Annotated in this window: 10 protein-coding genes; 8 read left to right on the forward strand and 2 right to left on the reverse strand. The window is 67.2% G+C overall.

The window, feature by feature from the left end; genetic code table 11:
* Positions 1 to 14 precede the first annotated feature (14 nt).
* A complete protein-coding gene (locus ACHQ4I_RS11880) occupies positions 15 to 1,667 on the forward strand; it encodes an MFS transporter (protein WP_420771757.1) in 1,653 nt (550 codons plus the stop codon).
* 26 nt (positions 1,668 to 1,693) lie between these two features.
* Entirely contained in the window at positions 1,694 to 2,419 is a 726-nt protein-coding gene (locus ACHQ4I_RS11885) for a TetR/AcrR family transcriptional regulator (protein ID WP_420771758.1), read from the forward strand.
* 10 nt (positions 2,420 to 2,429) lie between these two features.
* Here ACHQ4I_RS11885 and ACHQ4I_RS11890 read toward each other — a convergent pair whose 3' ends face one another.
* Positions 2,430 to 2,978, reverse strand: a complete 549-nt coding sequence (locus tag ACHQ4I_RS11890; protein ID WP_420771759.1) for an ester cyclase — start codon at positions 2,976 to 2,978, stop codon at positions 2,430 to 2,432.
* A 440-nt stretch (positions 2,979 to 3,418) separates the two neighbouring features.
* On the opposite strand from ACHQ4I_RS11890, the gene ACHQ4I_RS11895 reads away from it, so the two are divergent.
* The 6 genes from ACHQ4I_RS11895 to ACHQ4I_RS11920 are packed head-to-tail and all read left to right on the forward strand — an operon-like array spanning position 3,419 to position 16,219.
* The gene (locus ACHQ4I_RS11895; RefSeq protein ID WP_420771760.1) at positions 3,419 to 9,748 is read left to right on the forward strand and encodes a type I polyketide synthase; all 6,330 of its coding nucleotides are present in this window, start codon (positions 3,419 to 3,421) and stop codon (positions 9,746 to 9,748) included.
* Positions 9,745 to 11,160: an aminotransferase class I/II-fold pyridoxal phosphate-dependent enzyme gene (locus tag ACHQ4I_RS11900; RefSeq protein ID WP_420771761.1), complete on the forward strand. Its 1,416-nt coding sequence runs from the start codon at positions 9,745 to 9,747 to the stop codon at positions 11,158 to 11,160. Before ACHQ4I_RS11895 ends, ACHQ4I_RS11900 begins: the two co-directional genes overlap by 4 nt.
* Entirely contained in the window at positions 11,157 to 13,163 is a 2,007-nt protein-coding gene (locus ACHQ4I_RS11905) for a CRTAC1 family protein (protein ID WP_420771762.1), read from the forward strand. Before ACHQ4I_RS11900 ends, ACHQ4I_RS11905 begins: the two co-directional genes overlap by 4 nt.
* Positions 13,163 to 14,416: an enediyne biosynthesis protein gene (locus ACHQ4I_RS11910; RefSeq protein ID WP_420771763.1), complete on the forward strand. Its 1,254-nt coding sequence runs from the start codon at positions 13,163 to 13,165 to the stop codon at positions 14,414 to 14,416. The genes ACHQ4I_RS11905 and ACHQ4I_RS11910 overlap by 1 nt, the downstream gene beginning before the upstream one ends.
* A 40-nt stretch (positions 14,417 to 14,456) precedes the next feature.
* Positions 14,457 to 15,419 carry a DUF1702 family protein gene (locus ACHQ4I_RS11915; protein WP_420771764.1) on the forward strand — a complete coding sequence of 321 codons (963 nt, stop codon included), beginning with the start codon at positions 14,457 to 14,459 and terminating at the stop codon, positions 15,417 to 15,419.
* A complete protein-coding gene (locus ACHQ4I_RS11920) occupies positions 15,416 to 16,219 on the forward strand; it encodes an SDR family NAD(P)-dependent oxidoreductase (protein ID WP_420771765.1) in 804 nt (267 codons plus the stop codon). The genes ACHQ4I_RS11915 and ACHQ4I_RS11920 overlap by 4 nt, the downstream gene beginning before the upstream one ends.
* 61 nt (positions 16,220 to 16,280) lie before the next feature.
* Here the strand turns inward: ACHQ4I_RS11920 and ACHQ4I_RS11925 are convergent, their stop codons facing one another.
* On the reverse strand, positions 16,281 to 16,718 hold the full coding sequence (locus ACHQ4I_RS11925; RefSeq protein WP_420771766.1) for a DoxX family protein: 438 nt from the start codon (positions 16,716 to 16,718) through the stop codon (positions 16,281 to 16,283).
* Positions 16,719 to 16,764 lie beyond the last annotated feature (46 nt).

Raw genomic sequence — 16,764 nt, forward strand, 5'->3', positions numbered from 1 at the left:
AGGATGGAGAGTCTGTGCGCGACAAATCTGATCCCGATATGACGACCGAGCGATCCGTGATCCCGCTGGACGCCGTTCCCGCAGTGCCGGTTAAGCGACGTACCAGCGCCTTCTGGTTCGGCCTCGCCGCGACCAGCGCCGGCACCGCGTTGCATCTGCCGATGTTCTTGCAGGCGCGCGATATGGGTTATCACATGGCGGATATGGCCGTCGGGCCCGACATGATCGCCGGGATGGCGCTGATCGTGATCGGCTTGGCCGCCACCGCCTATGGGCTGATCCCCGTTGGCGCACACCGCGATCAGGTCGCCCGACTGCGCGTGCGCGCGCTGGACGAGGCGCCGATCAATCGGGTGCACGTGGTGCTGCTGCTGGTGATGGCCATGGCGATCACCATCGACGTCATGAAGCCGACCACGCTGGCGTTCGTGGCACCCGGCGTCGCCCGGGAGTACGGCCTGCGCCCGGCGGATCCGCACGGTCACCTGCCGGTGGCGCTGCTGCCGCTCGTCGGCATTACCGGCACCGTGATCGGCTCCTTCATCTGGGGTTGGCTCGGCGATCGGATCGGTCGCAAGGCCGCCATTCTGCTCGCCGGTGTTTTCTTCATCGCCACCTCGGTCTGCGGGGCGATGCCGAGTTTCGAGCTGAACCTGCTGATGTGCGCGCTGATGGGGATCAGCGCGGGCGGTCTGCTGCCGATCGCGTTCACCCTGCTCGCGGAGACCATTCCGGCCCGTCATCGCGGCTGGCTGATGGTGTTGATCGGTGGCGATATCACCGGCGCCTACATCATCACCAGCTGGCTTTCGTCCACCATCGGCGAGACCTACAGCTGGCGGATACTGTGGCTGATCGGGTTCCCGACGGGGCTGCTGTTGATCCTGCTGACCCGCTGGATTCCGGAGTCGCCGAGATTCCTACTTTCCATGGGCCGCCGACGCGAGGCCGAAGAGGTGCTGCGGGTCTATCACGCCACCATCACCGAGGTCGACGAGTCGGAGACCGCGGCGGCCGACGGCGTGCGCGGCGGTTACGCCCGGCTGATCCGGCCACCGTTCGGCGGGATATCGATCGTGCTCATCCTGGTCGGACTCGGCGTCGGCCTGGTGGTGTACGGATTCCAGCTCTGGCTGCCGACCAACCTGCGCGCACTCGGATTCAGCGGCGTATCGGCCGATCAGATTCTGCGCGATTCGGCTCTGATCGGCTTCCCGCTGAATTTCGTTGTGGCGTACTGCTATCACCGATCGTCCAAATGGACCATGGTGGTGCTCAGCGCGGTGCTCGCGATATCGCTGTTCGGATTCGTGATCGTCGGCGATCGCGTCGCCGATAACAAGACGCTGCTCTACGCACTTCTGGTCGCGCCGATCTGGGGCGCCAGTTCGGTGGTCGCGGTGCTGGTCTCCTACAGCGCCGAGGCCTATCCGACCCGAATCCGTTCCCGCGGTAGCGGTTTGGCCGCCGGTATGAGTAAGGCCGGTGGCGTCGTGGTGATCGCATTGGTGGTGCTGGCCGTTGCCACACCGTCGATTTCGGTCACCGCGCTGATCAGCGCGATCCCCATGACCATCGCGGCGGGCGCGGGCATCGCCTATCTCGTCGAGACCCGACGCCGACCGCTCGAGGACATCACCGCCGAAGAACTGCGCGCGGTCGCCTGAACCCGCGGACCATGGGAACGGATGCGATGAACAAACCCACGGCCGCATATTCCGGAGTGGCCCAGCCGCTTTCGGCGGACGCCCTGCGTGACCGGCTGGTCGCGGCGACGGTGCAACTGGTCTCCACCGAGGGACTGCACGCACTGACCGTGCGCCGGGTCTCGCGTATGTGCGGGGTATCCACGATGGCGGTGTATTCGAATTTCGGTGGCCGGCCCGGACTTATCCGGGCCGCCGGGTCGGCGGGCTTCGCCATGCTCGCCGCCCGCATGACCGCCGCGGGCGTCACCGATAATCCGATCACCGACCTGCTCGTACTCGGCCTGGTATTCCGCGATGAGGCGCAGCGCAGACCCGAGCTCTTCCAGCTGATGTTCGGCACCGGATCACCCCGCGCCGACCGGACCATCAATCGCGGCAATGTTCTTGTCGCCGACATTGATTCGGAGTTCGAGCACTATCAGGAGACCTTCGACCATGTGGTCGAGGCGGTCCGGCGCGCGGCGGCGGCCGAGATCATCGATATACCGAATATCCGGTCGGCGGCCGCCCAGCTCTGGATGGGCCTGTACGGCTTCGTCCAGTTGGAGATGGCCGGGCACCTCGGCGACGACGGCCTGATCGAGGTGCTCGTGCCCGCGATCGTGCATCTGCTCGTCGGCATGGGGGCGACGCTGGAAACCGTTGGTGACGCGGTCGTACAGGCGCTCGAGCGTTTCACCGAAGAACCCGACGACCACATCACCCCCTGAATGCCCGCGCCTAGAACGGCAGGCGGGATCGGACCCGCTGGGCGCGTGCCATGGCGCGCTCGGCGGTGCTGCCCCGCGGCGGCATCAGGCCCAGCTGCAGCAGCATCTCGTTCAGGTTCCACGTCGCTTGGCTGCGCCAGATGAGCCCGGAGCGGAACTGCCAGATATCGATCACCAGCAGGTCGATCTTCTTGCCGGTGGCGGCGAATCCCGGTGGATCGATGGGGCCGAGGTGGGTGCCCGCCATCCGCCACGGCACCACCGCGACTCGTCCGTCGGCGGCGATCAGTGGCGGAAACGGGTTGGTGTAGGCCACATCCGGGAACGATCGCACCGTATCGTTGACGAACTCTCCGACCCCCGCGCGGCCGAGCGCCGGTTCGCCGAGGGACGGATCGTGCCAGATGGTGTCCTCGGTGGCGCATTCGGCGACCGCGGCGGCGTCACCGGTGTTCCAGCCCTTGATGTAGTTCGCGGTGAACTCGGCCAGCCAGGCCTGACTCTCGATGGGCTCGGCCTCCGGCTCTACCTGGAACTGCCCGGTGCTGTAGGAATCCACTGCCAATCGCCTTTCGCCGGAAGCACATTCGATCGGTGAGCCTACCCAGCGCATCGCTATCCCACACCAATTCCGGTCGATAACAACGTAATCGGCGAATAACGCTGCAATAATTCATCAAGATAACACAGTAATAACACTCGAATAATGCTGTCACACCCCACTGACCTGCGTTGATACCAATTTGTGAATCACTTGACGGGGCAATGACATTCGAAGAACGGGCGCAAACTTGTGTTGACCGTTCTCCGCCGGTCCTCCTACCATGGGTGGACGCAGACCTCCTACCACGGAATCAGATTCGAACCGGACGCCACCCCCGACATCATCGTCGACCGGTGGCGTAATACCGGTTACTCCATATGAATTCAAAAGCCCGGCCGCATATACACCGGTCCGCGGCAGGTTTTCGATGTCACGAGCCGCCAGGGGATTTTCGCATGCCCGATGTAGCTATTGTCGGAATAGGGTGCCGCTTTCCCGGCGGCATCGACGATCCGGCCAGTTTCTGGAATCTCGTCGTGCACAAGGGCGATGGGATCGTCGGAGTGCCGCCCGACCGCTGGAATGTCGCGAAATTCTATGATCCGGACCCGGACGCACCGGGTCGGATGTACACCAGGCACGGCGGATTCCTGACCCAGTCGCTCTGGGACTTCGACGCCGAATTCTTCGGCATCTCCCAGCGCGAGGCCTCGATCATGGATCCGCAGCAGCGCCTGCTGCTCGAGGTGGCCTGGGAGGCGCTCGACGACGCGGGCATGGCGGGTCGGGTCAGCGGACGCTCGGTCGGGGTGTTCGTCGGCGGTTTCATGAACGACAACGCGCTGGTGCGCAGCGGTTCACTGGCCCGCGCCTCGATCAACAGCCACAGCCCGACCAGTGCGTCGCACACCCTGCTGTCGGCGCGCATCGCCTTCCTGCTCGATCTGCTCGGGCCGACCATGACGATCGACACCGCATGCTCGTCGTCGCTGGTCGCCCTGCACCAGGCGGTGCTCGCGATCGAGGCCGGTGAATGCGAGGCCGCCATTGTCGGCGGCGCCAATGCGATGCTGCGGCCGGAGGCCTTCATCTCCATGTGCAAGGGCCGCTTCCTGTCCGTCGACGGACGCTGCAAATCCTTCGATGCCGCCGCCGACGGCTACGGGCGCGGCGAGGGCGCGGGTGCGGTGATCGTGAAACCGCTGGCGGCGGCCATCGCCGACCGCGACCGGATCTACGCGGTGGTGCGCGGCAGCGGGGTGAATCAGGACGGGCGCACGCTGGCCATCCCGGTGCCGAACGCGGCCGCACAGGAGGCGCTGGCCCGACGGGTGCACACGCTGGCCGGTATCGAAGCGCACGATATCCGCTACGTCGAGGCGCACGGCACCGGAACACCGGTCGGCGATCCGCTGGAGTTGGCCGCCCTCGGCGCGGTGTACGGCGCGATCGACGGTCGCGACGCTGCGCTGCCGGTCGGATCGGTGAAGGGCAATATCGGCCACACCGAGGCGGCGGCCGGTGTCGCCGGTGTGATCAAGGCCGCGCTGACCCTGCACTACGGCACCATCGCGCCCCAATTGCGGCTGGACAACCCGAATCCCGAGATTCCCTTCGAGGATCTGCGACTGCGGGTGCCGCTGGCGGCCGAACCGCTGCCGAATGCCGACGGCCGGGCCGCGGTCGCGGTCAACAGCTTCGGCTATGGCGGTACCAATGCCCATGCGATCCTCACCGGGGCGCCGGAAGCGCCCGCCGAACCTGATCGCCGCGAACCGATTACGGTGCTGCCGCTGTCCGCGCGCAACGAGACCGCGCTGCGCACCATGGCGAACGAACTGCGGGAGCTGACCGAGACGCCCGCCGTCTTGACCGAGGCCGTGTGGGCGCGGCGCGCACATCATCCGATTCGCACCGCCTTCGCCTATCGCGACGGCGACGACTTGCGTTCGCAACTGGCAGATTTCGGCGCGGGCGGTGGCCCCGCCCCGGCCCGCGCGCTGACCGACGGCAGCACCGATCCGGTATTCGTGTTCAGCGGTATGGGCCCGCAGTGGTGGGGTATGGCGCGCGGCCTGTTGCAGGCCGGTGGCGCCTTCGCCGAGGAGGCGGCCCGGATCGATGCGGAGTTCCAGCGGATCGCCGACTGGTCCATCGTCGCGGAGCTGCTTCGCGCCGAGGACGATTCCCGGATCACCCGCACGGCCTACGCCCAGCCGGCGAACTTCCTGGTGCAGGTCGCGCTGACCGCCGAACTCGGTGCACTCGGTATCCATCCATCCGTTGTGGTCGGGCACAGTGTCGGCGAGGTGGCCGCGGCGTATGTCTCCGGTGCGCTGTCACTGCACGATGCGCTCCTGGTCAGCTACCACCGGGCGCGTTTGCAGGCCAGTACGGCCGGCACCGGCGGAATGCTTGCCGTGGCAGTGCCGCAAGAGCAACTGCCCGAACTGCTTTCGCGATACGACGGAGTCTGTGTCGCGGCCGTCAACAGCTCGTCGGCGGCGACGCTGTCGGGCGATGTCGCAGTGCTGGACCAGATCCGGGCGGCGTTGACCGAAGAGGGTGTCTTCGCCAAGGCCCTGCGCGTGGAAGTGCCCTATCACAGCCACCTGATGGACCCCATCCTCGGCGAACTCAGCGCGGTGCTCGCTGACCTCGAGCCGGAGCCGGGATGGGCGCCGCTGTGGTCCACGGTCACCGGTACCGCGCTCACCGGGACGGAGTGGGGCGCGCAGTACTGGTGCCGGAATGTGCGCGAACCGGTCCGATTCGGCGCGGCCATCGACGATCTGCTCAATGCCGGTCACCGGGTCTTCCTCGAGGTCGGTCCGCATCCGGTGCTGAGCGGAAATATCAAGGAGGCGCTGGTCCGTCGCGGCATCACCGGGGCGGCCATCGCCACGCTATCGCGCGATGCCGACGACCGCGATAACCTGCTGCGCGCGGTCGGCGACCTGTACCGAGCCGGATCGCTCGACACCACCCGCGCCCCCGGCGGCGCGAAATCGACGGTGGCACACGAGGATCTGCCCCGTTATCCGTGGCAGCGCCGCACCCTGTGGACCGAGGACGCGGCGACCGAACGCGATCGCACCGGCGCCGTCGACGGCTATGCCATGCTCGGCCAGCGCACCGCGGCCTCGGCGCCGGAGTGGGAGGTCGAGCTGTCGGTGGCGAATCTGCCCTGGCTGCGCGACCACGTCGTGGACGGTGCGGTGGTGCTGCCGGGCGCGGCGTATCTCGATGCCGCGCTGAGCGCGATCGCGTTGCGCACCGGTCGTACGTCGTTCGGGCTGGAGGCCGTGCGCTTCGCCGCGCCGCTGGTGGTGACCGAACACGATGTGCCGGTGGTGCGGGTGAGCGTCGAGGAGACGACCCACCGGTTCACCATCCGCTCGCGCACGGCGACCGGCACGACCTGGACGGTCAACGCGCACGGCAGGCTGATCGAGGCGGATGTGGACGCCGCCACGGTCGAGGTCGCACCGGCGGCCGACACGGTATCCATCTCCGCCGCAACCCTTTACGACGGACTCGCCGCGCACGGCCTGGCCTACGGGCCGAGCTTCCGCTTGATCACGGCCGCCGACGTCGGGGCCGATACCGTGCTCGCGAAGCTCGACCTGTCCGCACTGACCGAACCCGCGACACTGCCGCACCTGGCCCATCCGGCGGCGGTCGACGCCGCGTTGCAATGCTTCGCGGCGCTCTACGCACAGTCGGCAAGCGGTGCCGGTGTGGTGGTGCCCGCGTCGGTGGCCGGTGTCCGGTGGTATGGGCCGCTGCCCGAACACGCCGTCGTCCTCCTCCGCCGGGTGACCGGTGACCGACTGGGCGCCGATATCCATATCGCGTCACCGGAAGGCGCTGTGGCGCTGACGATGTCTGGCGTCCGCTTCGCCAGCGTGACCGCCGAACCCGATCCGCACGATCGGCTCGACCAACTGTTCTACGAACCGGTGTGGTCGATCGTCGACGACGACGGCGCCGCCACCGAGGACGCGGTCGCGACGACCGCGGAATTCCTCGCCGTGATCACCCTCGGCAGCACGGTTTCCCAGCGCGCCAAGGAGATCGCCAGCGCCCGGACCTCGGCCGAAATCCTGACGATCGCACCCGACGCGACCGAGGCCGACCGACTGTTCGCCGTGCTGCGCGCGGCACACGATCGACCCGATATCGCGCGCAGCCGGATCGTGGTCGTCGCGAATTCCGAACTCGACGTGGTCTCGAATGTGTACGGGCTGACATTGATCGCCCAGGCCGTCGGGCGGCTGCTCGCGGGCGAAGCCACCGATTCCACGGCGGTGCCCGACCTGCGCGCGGTCGTGGTGACCGAACAGGCGTTCTGCCTGCCCGTCGACCGGATCGCCGATACGGCGCATTCGGCATTGACCGGTGCCAGGCGCACACTGCTCAACGAACAGCCCGCCGCCCGTTGGCGATTGGTCGACACCGAGGCCGCCACACCGGCTGCCGATATCGTCGAGCAGATCTTCGCCGACGGGGCCGGTGCGAACCAGCCCGACGAGGTGGCACTGCGAGCCGGTGCCTGCTGGGCCGTGCAACTGCGCAAGACCCTGCGTGCGCATCTGGCCGACTGGGATGTCACCGCAGCGCTGACCGATCCCGAAGCGTCGTTCCGGCTGGAGGTTCCGCGTTCCCGGCTGCTCTCGGAGTTGGCGTGGCGCGCGGTCGATCGGGTCGAACCCGGTCCCGGTGAGGTCGAGATCCGCTTGGACGCGGTCGGACTGAACTATAAGGACGCCTTGAAGGTGCTCGGCGTGCTCACCGAAAAGGAGCTGGCCGGAACATATTTCGGCACCGCACTGGGCATGGATGGATTCGGTGTGGTCGAGCGGGTCGGGCCCGGCGTGACCGAGGTTGTTCCCGGCGACCGGATGTCGGTCTGCGCCGCGGATCTGGTCCGCCGCCACGTCACACTGCGTCCGGACGAGGGTGCGACCCTACGCATGGACGTGGCCCCCGAGCACGAGATCGACCCGTGCCATTGCAGTTCGGTGCTGCCCTTCCTGACCGCCGAGTTCGCGCTCGGCGAGCTGGCCAGGGTGCGGCCGGGTGAAACGGTGCTCGTGCACGGAGCGGCGGGCGGCATGGGCATGGCCGCGGTGCAGGTCGCGATCCGGTTGGGGGCCAAGGTGATCGCGACCGCGAGCTCCGAGCAGCGGCGGGCGGTCGCGCGCGCCATGGGCGCACACGAGGTGGTGGGTTCGCGGTCGATCGGCTTCGTCGATGACGTGCTGCGGCTGACCGACGGTCGCGGCGCGGATGTGGTCTACAACTCCGCCCCCGGCGAGATCCTGCAGCAGAACCTGCGCGTGGCCGCCGAATTCGGACGGATCGTCGAAATCGGCAAGGCCGATATCTACGGCGACGGCACGATCGACCTGCGCCCCTTCGATCGGAACCTGTCGTTCTTCGCCGTCGATATGGACCGCGCCCTCGCCGTGAAACCCGAACTGGTGCGGCGGGCCGCACGTCACGCGATGGACGCACTCGACGATGGCACGTACACCTATCTGCCGTATACCGCCTACCCACTCGACCGTACGGCCGAGGCATTCGAAACGGTGGTGCGCGCCAAGCAGATCGGGCGCGTGGTGCTCGACCTGCGTGCAGACCGGCCGAACGTGCTGGCCCAGCGGCCGACCCTGCGCATCGATCCGGCCGCCTCCTATCTGGTGACCGGCGGGTTCGGCGCCTTCGGCCTGGCCACCGCACGCTGGCTGGTGCGCGCCGGTGCCCGGCAGCTGGTGCTGGTCGGCCGCAGCGGCGCGACGAGCGAGGAAGCCATCGCGGCCGTCGACGAATTCACCGGACAGGGTGTGCATGTCGCGCAGGAGCGCGTCGATGTGGCCGACTACGACGCGGTCGCCGGACTCATCGACCGCATCCAGGGCAGCGGTCATCCGCTGCGCGGTGTCTTCCATGCCGCGGGGGTGGTCAACAACCTCGAGGTCTCCCAGATCACTGCCGAATCGCTGGCGGAGATCTTCGGCCCGAAGGTGGCGGGCGCGGTGCACCTGGACGATGCGATCACGGTCGCCGGGATCGAACTCGATATGTTCGTGCTCTACTCCTCGGCGAGCAGCGTCGTCGGCATCTCACCCCAATTGGGTTATGCGGCAGCGAATTCCGTGCTCGATACGCTTTCGGCCGCGCGCCGGGCCCGCGGTGCGGCGGCGCTGACGGTGAACTGGGGCTTCATGAGCGGCGGCGGAATGGCCGACTACGACGCCGTCACCCGCTACGCCGAGATGGCCGGGTATCGGTCGGTGGAAATGGACGCCGCGACCGATCTGCTCGCCGAATGCCTGCGCCTGGATCTGCCCCAGGTGGTGCTGTTCGACGTGGACTGGGCGCAGTGGGCGGTCGCACACCGCGCTTCCACGCGCACACCGCGCTTCGCCGAGCAGGTGGCCGCGGCCGGTGGCGGTGCGTCCGGTGCGGGCGCGCTGCGCGCGGAGATCCTGCGGCTCGGTGTCGAGCAGCGCGGCGAGGTCGTGGCCTATCTGCTCGCCGAACAGCTGGCGGCGGTGCTCGGCGTCGACGCGGAGACGGTCGACCTCGACACTCCCCTGCCCGAGCTGGGCATGGATTCGTTGATGGGCATGGAATTCGGCGCGCGCGTGGTGCAGGTGCTCGGCACCCAGCTCTCGGTACTCGCGGTGATCGGACTGACCCTGCACGGGCTCGGCGCCCGGATCGCCGAGCAGATAGCACAAGAAGAAGACCGGGCGGCGAGAGGCGATGAGGAATGAGTGTGGACAGCGATCCCCGTGAACTGGCCCGCGCACTGCTGGCCAGGCATGCCGGCGGCGGTGCGGGCACCGCTTCGGACGGCGGCACGCCGCAGAGCGTGGCCGGAAATGGCGGGGCCGCACCGCAACCGGAGAGCCCGAAAAGCGCGCAAACCTCCTTCCGCGACCACGCGGGGGTGCTGGAGGCCAGACGCCGGTTCGGCCGCTTCGACGACTGGGTGCGCGAGGTCGGGCTGCTGAATCCGTATTACCTGCCGCACGAGGGCATCAGCGGCGCGGTCACCCGGATGGCGGACCGGGATGTGGTGAACTTCAGCAGCTTCGGCTATCTGGATCTCGCCGCCGACCCACGGGTGCGCGACGCCGCCAAGGACGCGATCGATCGCTACGGAACCTCCGCCGCCGCGGTCCGCATCGTGGCGGGCGAGCTGCCGATCTACGGCGAGCTGGAACGCGAATTCGCCGAAATCTACGACACCGAGGCGGCATTGGTGACCGCGAGCGGCTACCTCACCAATGCGGCCGCGGTCGGATTCCTGCTCGGCAAAAGGGATCTCGCGATCTGCGATTCGCTCATCCACCACAGCGTCGTCGCCGGCACCGAGTGGGCGCGGTGCAAGCGGGTTTCGTTCCGGCACAACGATCCCGAATCGCTCGAGGCGATCCTGAAGATGTCGCGTCGCAGTTTCGACCGGGCCATGGTCGTGATCGAGGGCATGTACAGCATGGACGGCGATATCGTCCGGCTGCCCGAGATCATCGAGGTGGCACGGAAATACGACTGCTCGATCATGATCGACGAGGCGCACTCCTTCGGCGTGCTCGGTGCGACCGGCCACGGCGTGCGTGAATTGTTCGATCTGCCCGGCGATGCCGTCGATGTCTGGATGGGCACGCTGTCCAAGGCGCTCGGCAGTGTGGGCGGATACCTGGCGGGCAACCGTGAGCTGATCGACGGATTGAAGTATGTCGCAGGCGGATTGAGCATGTACACCGCCGCGCCAGCGCCCTCGGCCGTCGCGGCGGCCTCGGCCGGGCTCGCGGTGCTGCGCGCCGAACCCGAACGCGTCACCGCGCTGCGCCACAACGGCGAATACTTCCATCGGCGCGCAAGGGAATTCGGTTTCGATACCGGAACATCACAGGGCACGCCGATCACCCCGATCATGACCGGGGCCGACGAACCCGCGGTACTCGCCGCGCTCGCCATGCTGCAGCGCAACTTCAGCGTCAATGCCATCACCCACCCGGTCGTGCCCGCGGGCGAGGCCAGGCTGCGGTTCTTCATCAATTGCCGCCACACCGAGGCGCAATTGGATCAGGCGCTGGCGACGCTGCGCCAAGTACTCGACGGACTCACCGACACCGCAGGTAAGCAGTTCATTCTCGCTCAGGAGGAGCAGCACTCGTGAAAATCCCGATCAACCGATCCCTGCTTCGAAAAGCCGTGGTGCCCGCGGTCGCGCTGGTCATGATGTTCGCACTGTTCGTTCCCGCGCGCAGCTCGCTGCTGACCTCGCACGAGCAGGCGGGCGGCCCGCTGGCATCGCGATTCGACTTCACCGCGATGCCGATCGCATTGCCGAAGGGCCTGCCGACCGACCGCAAGATCCGCGAACTGCGCCCGCCCTACCAGAATTTGTCCGCCTGGATCTCGGCCATCGGCTCGAGCGTCGCGATGAACGATCTCGACGGCAACCGGCTCGCCGATGACCTGTGCCTGGTCGACCCGCGTTCGGATTCGGTGATCATCACGCCGACGCCGGACTCCGACACCAGCCGCTACGAGCCGTTCGTGCTCGATCCCGCGCCGCTGCGGATGGACATCTCGACGGTGCCCTCCGGTTGCGTGCCCGGCGATTTCAACGGCGACGGCCGGATGGATGTGCTGGTGCACTACTACGGCCGCACGCCGATCCTGTTCCTGCAGCGGGCGAACGCGAATCACTTGAACGCCAAGGCATTCCGTCCGGTCGATCTGGTGCCGCAAGCCGATACCGAGGACGGCGGCTACCACGGCCACCGCTGGATCACCACCACCGTCGCGGTCGCGGACTTCGACGGCAACGGCACCCCGGATATCTTCATCGGCAACTATTTCCCCGAGATGGATGTGCTGGAACCGGACGGTCGACGCGCACTGTGGATGTCCGACTCGTTCTCCAATGCGCGCAACGGCGGCGAGGCCAAGATCTTCACGCTGGAAAAGGCCACCGCCGGTGACGAACCGAGCGTCGACTTCCGCGAGGTCGCCGATCCGTTCCCGATCGGGATGGACACCGGCTGGGCACTGGCCGCCGCCGCGGCCGATCTCAACGGCGATCAGCTGCCGGAGTTGTATGTCGCCAACGATTTCGGGCGCGACCGCCTGTTCGTCAACAAGTCCGAGCCGGGCGATATCCGGTTCGGCTACGCAGAGGGCAAGCGCGGCCTGACCGAGCCGAAGTCCTACGTAATGGGCCATGATTCGTTCAAGGGCATGTCCGCCGACTTCGGTGATCTCAACGGCGACGGCATGCCGGACATGTTCGTCAGCGATATCTCGGTGCGATTCGCGCTGATGGAGGGCCATCTCGCCTTCTACAACACCGCCAAGGACACCGCCGACGCGGCCCGCCAGCTCGCCGATGGCGTCGCGCCGTTCGAGAACAAGGCGCCCGAGGTCGGATTGGCCTGGGATACCTGGGGCTGGGACGCGAAGATCGACGATTTCGACAATGACGGCCGCAACGAACTGGTGCAGGCCAACGGCATGATCAAGGGCGAGGTCAACCGCTGGCCGCAGATCCAGGAGCTCGGCACCATGAACGACGATCTCGTCAAATACCCATGGGCCTGGCCGATTCTCGGCAAGGACGCCGATCTGGCGGGCAGCGATCCGGTGGGCTTCTTCAGCCGCGACGCGGATGGCAAGTTCTGGAATCTCACGGCGGAACTCGGAATGGACACCCCGGTCCCCTCGCGCGGCATCGCCACGGGTGACACCTCCGGCAATGGTGCGCTCAGCTTCGCGGTGGCCCGCCAGTGGGGCGATCCGACCTTCTATCACAACAATCGGGCCAAGGACGGTCAGTACCTCGGGCTGAAGCTGGTCAAGCCGACGCGCGAGGGCACCAATGTCACCACGACGGCCGCCGGGCGGCCGGTGCTCGGCGTCCCCGCCGTGGACGCGCAGGTCGAGGTGCGCACGCCCGACGGCCAGCTGCACACCGCGCACCTGGACGGCGGCAGCGGACATACCGGAAAGCGGGCCACCGAGGTGCATCTCGGCCTCGGCTCCGTCGATCCGGCCACGCCGCTACCGGTAGTGCTGCGCTGGCGGGACGTCAAGGGCGCGCCGCACGAGCAGACACTGCAGCTCGCGCCCGGCGGCCACATCGTGAACCTCACCTCGAGCGCTCAGGAGGTCAAGTAATGAGCGAGCAGGAAAAGCCGGAAACCGATGCCGAGAACAGGCAACCCGAGGTGACCGCGATCGTCGGAAACGGCAGTGCCGCAGACGATGGCAGCGCTAACGGCAGTCCGGAAAACAACGGCAATGGCACGCCGGAAGGCAATGCCAAGGGCAGCGTGACCGGCAACGGCAGCGTGACCGGCAACGGCAGCGCCGAGGCGAGCGCCGCTACCGACGGACACGCCGCGGCCCGTATCGCCGCACTGCAGCGTTCCGGCACCGAATTCGCGAAGGAGTGGGTCGAAAAGCCCGCCCCGACAAAGGATCCGCGCTACCTCGCGCTGCGCAACTTCGCCATCTCGATCACCATCTTCAATATCATCGGCTTCCCGCTGCTCGGATTCGAGCAGCCGTTCCTGTGGCCGTTCATCGCGTTGGCCACCGCGTACACGGTCGAACTCGCACTGGAAACCCTTGCGGCGTGGGCCTATCGGCGGCCACCTGCCTATCTCGGGCGTGGTCCGCGCGGGCTGATGGAGTTCCTGCTGCCATCCCACATCACCGGACTGGCGTTCAACTTCCTGGTCTTCGCGCATGACAAGCTGTGGCCGGTGATCTTCGGCGTCAGCGTCGCGGTCGGCGCGAAATGGGTGCTGCGGGCGAAGATCAACGGGAAGCTGAAGCACTTCATGAACCCGTCGAACTTCGGGATCGTGGTCTGCGTCCTGGTGTTCCCGATGATCGCCGTCGCACCGCCCTACCACTTCACCGAGTACATCTCCGGACCCGCCGACGCGCTCATCGTGCTCGCCCTGCTCACCTCGGGCACATTGCTGAACGCCAAGCTGACGCTGAAGATGCCGCTGATCCTCACCTGGCTCTCGGTCTTCGTGCTGCAGGCGGTGCTACGCGGGTTGTTCGAGCCGAATATCTCGATCCTGGCCGCGCTCGCACCGATGACCGGTCTGGCGTTCGTCCTGTTCACCAACTACATGGTCACCGATCCCGGCACGACACCGTTCGGCAAGAAGCAGCAGATCATGTTCGGCGGCTCGGTCGCGGCGCTCTACGGCGTGGTGACCGCGATGCACATCTCCTATGGCCTGTTCTTCGCCCTGGTGATCACCTGCGGTGCCCGCGGAATCTATTGGTGGGCACGCGGAATCGCCGATTGGTGGCGCGCTCGCGCCGCTACGCCGCCTGCACCCGAGGTCGTCGTGGTCGCCGCCGAGGTGGCAGCGGACGAACCCGAGAAAGAGGCGGCCCACTCATGACGAACAGCACCCTGCCCCCTCGAAGAATGGAGTAATCCTCATGCCATCACCGTTGGGCCCCATTCGCGCGGCATTGTTCGCGCCGAGTCCGTCCAGTGTGCGCGCGGTACTCGGATCATTCGAGCAGCCGAGTGCCGCAACCGCATTGGAGCTGGAGAAGGTCACCATGCACTTGGTGGGCGGCATCGACGCCGCGGTGCGCAGCTCGGCCAACGACGAATTGATCACCGGCCTGATGCAGGTGCCGCCGCGCTATCGCGGCTTCGCCTTCGAGGGCGCCGCCGTCGGTCTCACCGCGATAGACTCGCTCTCCCCCGGGCGCCGCGCGCACGATCTGATCACCGGACCGGCCCATGACTACGACCTGACGATGTTCGTCGGCGTCGGAATGGCCCTGGCGAAGATCCCGAAGTTCCGGTGGCGCAAGCTCTTTCCGCAGCATCCGCTGTTCCGCTGGCTCGCCGTCGACGGCTACGGGTTCTACAAGGCGTTCTTCCAGCTGCCGCGCTATGTGCGCGGTAAGCATGTGGACACCCACTACCCGCGATGGATGGGCGAGCGCGCGCCGCTGCTGCGGTGCGCGGATCAGGGCATGGGCCGCGCACTCTGGTTCATCGGCGGCGGTGCGCCGGCCGGGGTGGCCGAGCTGATCAACGAGTTCGACGAGAGTCGACGCGCGGATCTGTGGAGCGGGGTCGGCATCGCGGTCACCTTCGCCGGTGGCGTGGAACCCGTTGATATGGAGCAACTCTGGACCGAGGCGGGCGCATATCGACCCCAGGTTGCGCTCGGTGCGGCCATGGTCGCCAAGATCCGGCAGCAGACCAATAGCGTCAACGAGCACAGCGAGGCGGCGGCGCAGGTCTTCTGCGGACACTCCGTCGCGGAAACCGATGTACTGGTGGATGATTCGCTGCGCGACCTGCCCGATGACGGGTCGGCGGCCACCTACCAGCTGTGGCGCGGCCGGATCGCCGAGATCGTCACCGCGAGCCGGACGTGAGCACCGGCACGCCGTGGGAGGGCAAACATGTCATCGTGACGGGCGGTTCGGAGGGGATCGGCGCGGCGATCGGGGCCGCGGCGGCGCGGCGCGGCGCGCAGGTCTCGCTCATCGCGCGCCGCAAGGTCCCGCTGCGCGCGATGGCACAGCGGGTGCGCGCCGAATGGGCCGTCGCCGACGTGCGCGATCGGGATGAACTCACCTCGGCCATCAAGGAATTGGAGGCCAAGAACGGCCCGTGCGATGTCATCGCGTGCTGTGCCGGGCTGACCCTGCCCGGCCGGTTCGCCGAGGTCGATCCGGACGAGTTCGAGGTTCAGATGAGCGCGAACTATCTGGGCTCGGTCTACGCGGTGCGCGCGGTGCTGCCCGGCATGGTCGAGCGGGGTAGCGGCAAGGTGCTGCTGGTCAGCTCCACTTCGGCGTTCCTCGGCATTGTCGGCTACAGCAGTTACGGGCCGACCAAGGCCAGTATTCGCCAGCTCGGGCTGTGCCTGCGCTACGAGGCCGAGCCAGCGGGTGTCGATGTCACCGTCATCTATCCCGCCGATACCGATACGCCGGGGCTGGCGCGGGAGAACCTGCGCAAACCGGTGGAGACCAAGGCGGTGACCGGTTCGATCGAGCCGGTCTCGGCCGAGCGGGTGGCCGAGGCCGCTCTGCGCGGACTGGAACGCCGTCGCCACCATATCGCGCTCGACCCGTTGACCAGGTTCTTCCTCATGTGGGCGAACCTGCCCGAGGATATCGCTCGGCCGTTCATGCGCCGGACCATCGCGAAGGCGCGCAACGCGTCCTGAACCGCGAAAAGCCCGCCCCGCGCACCGGATTGCGGTGCACGGGGCGGGCTTTTCTGTGCGGCTAGCCGAAGACGACGAGTGCGGCCGCTGCGATGAAGATGATCTGTACGACGGTGCGCAGCGGCAGCGGCATGGTCTTGATGCCGATATCTTCGCGTGCCGCACGGATATTCGCCGGGAACATCACAACAAGCAGCAGGATCAGGCCCGCCGCCGCCAATTTGGCCACAGGTGGGATCAAAAGGCCGATCGCGCCGCCGATTTCGAGCAGGCCGGTGAGCGTGACCCAGCCGGCCGGGTTGGGCAGCCTGGGCGGCACCATCGCGATGAGTGCGCCGCGCTTGGGCTCGACGAAGTGCGCGCTCGCGGTCAGCGCGAACATCGCGGCCAGTCCGAACGCCGTCGCGTGCGGCCAGGAGTCGAGCAAACCGAGGTTGGCGAGCCAGCCGATGAATCGCGCGAGTCCGGCGATGACGATGAGTACAACCAGCGGTGCCATCAGAGTCTCCTGGGTCGAGCACCAAATCTTGACAGTGGCTAGATTA

The organism is Nocardia nepalensis, from assembly GCF_048910785.1.
Classification (GTDB): Bacteria; Actinomycetota; Actinomycetes; order Mycobacteriales; family Mycobacteriaceae; genus Nocardia; species Nocardia nepalensis.

What these genes read in the sequence shown, in the direction of transcription:
- ACHQ4I_RS11925 (WP_420771766.1), bottom strand. Translation starts at nt 16,718, where the DNA reads ATGGCACCGCTGGTTGTACTCATCGTCATCGCCGGACTCGCGCGATTC.
- ACHQ4I_RS11895 (WP_420771760.1), top strand. Translation starts at nt 3,419, where the DNA reads ATGCCCGATGTAGCTATTGTCGGAATAGGGTGCCGCTTTCCCGGCGGC.
- ACHQ4I_RS11915 (WP_420771764.1), top strand. Translation starts at nt 14,457, where the DNA reads ATGCCATCACCGTTGGGCCCCATTCGCGCGGCATTGTTCGCGCCGAGT.
- ACHQ4I_RS11885 (WP_420771758.1), top strand. Translation starts at nt 1,694, where the DNA reads ATGAACAAACCCACGGCCGCATATTCCGGAGTGGCCCAGCCGCTTTCG.
- ACHQ4I_RS11910 (WP_420771763.1), top strand. Translation starts at nt 13,163, where the DNA reads ATGAGCGAGCAGGAAAAGCCGGAAACCGATGCCGAGAACAGGCAACCC.
- ACHQ4I_RS11900 (WP_420771761.1), top strand. Translation starts at nt 9,745, where the DNA reads ATGAGTGTGGACAGCGATCCCCGTGAACTGGCCCGCGCACTGCTGGCC.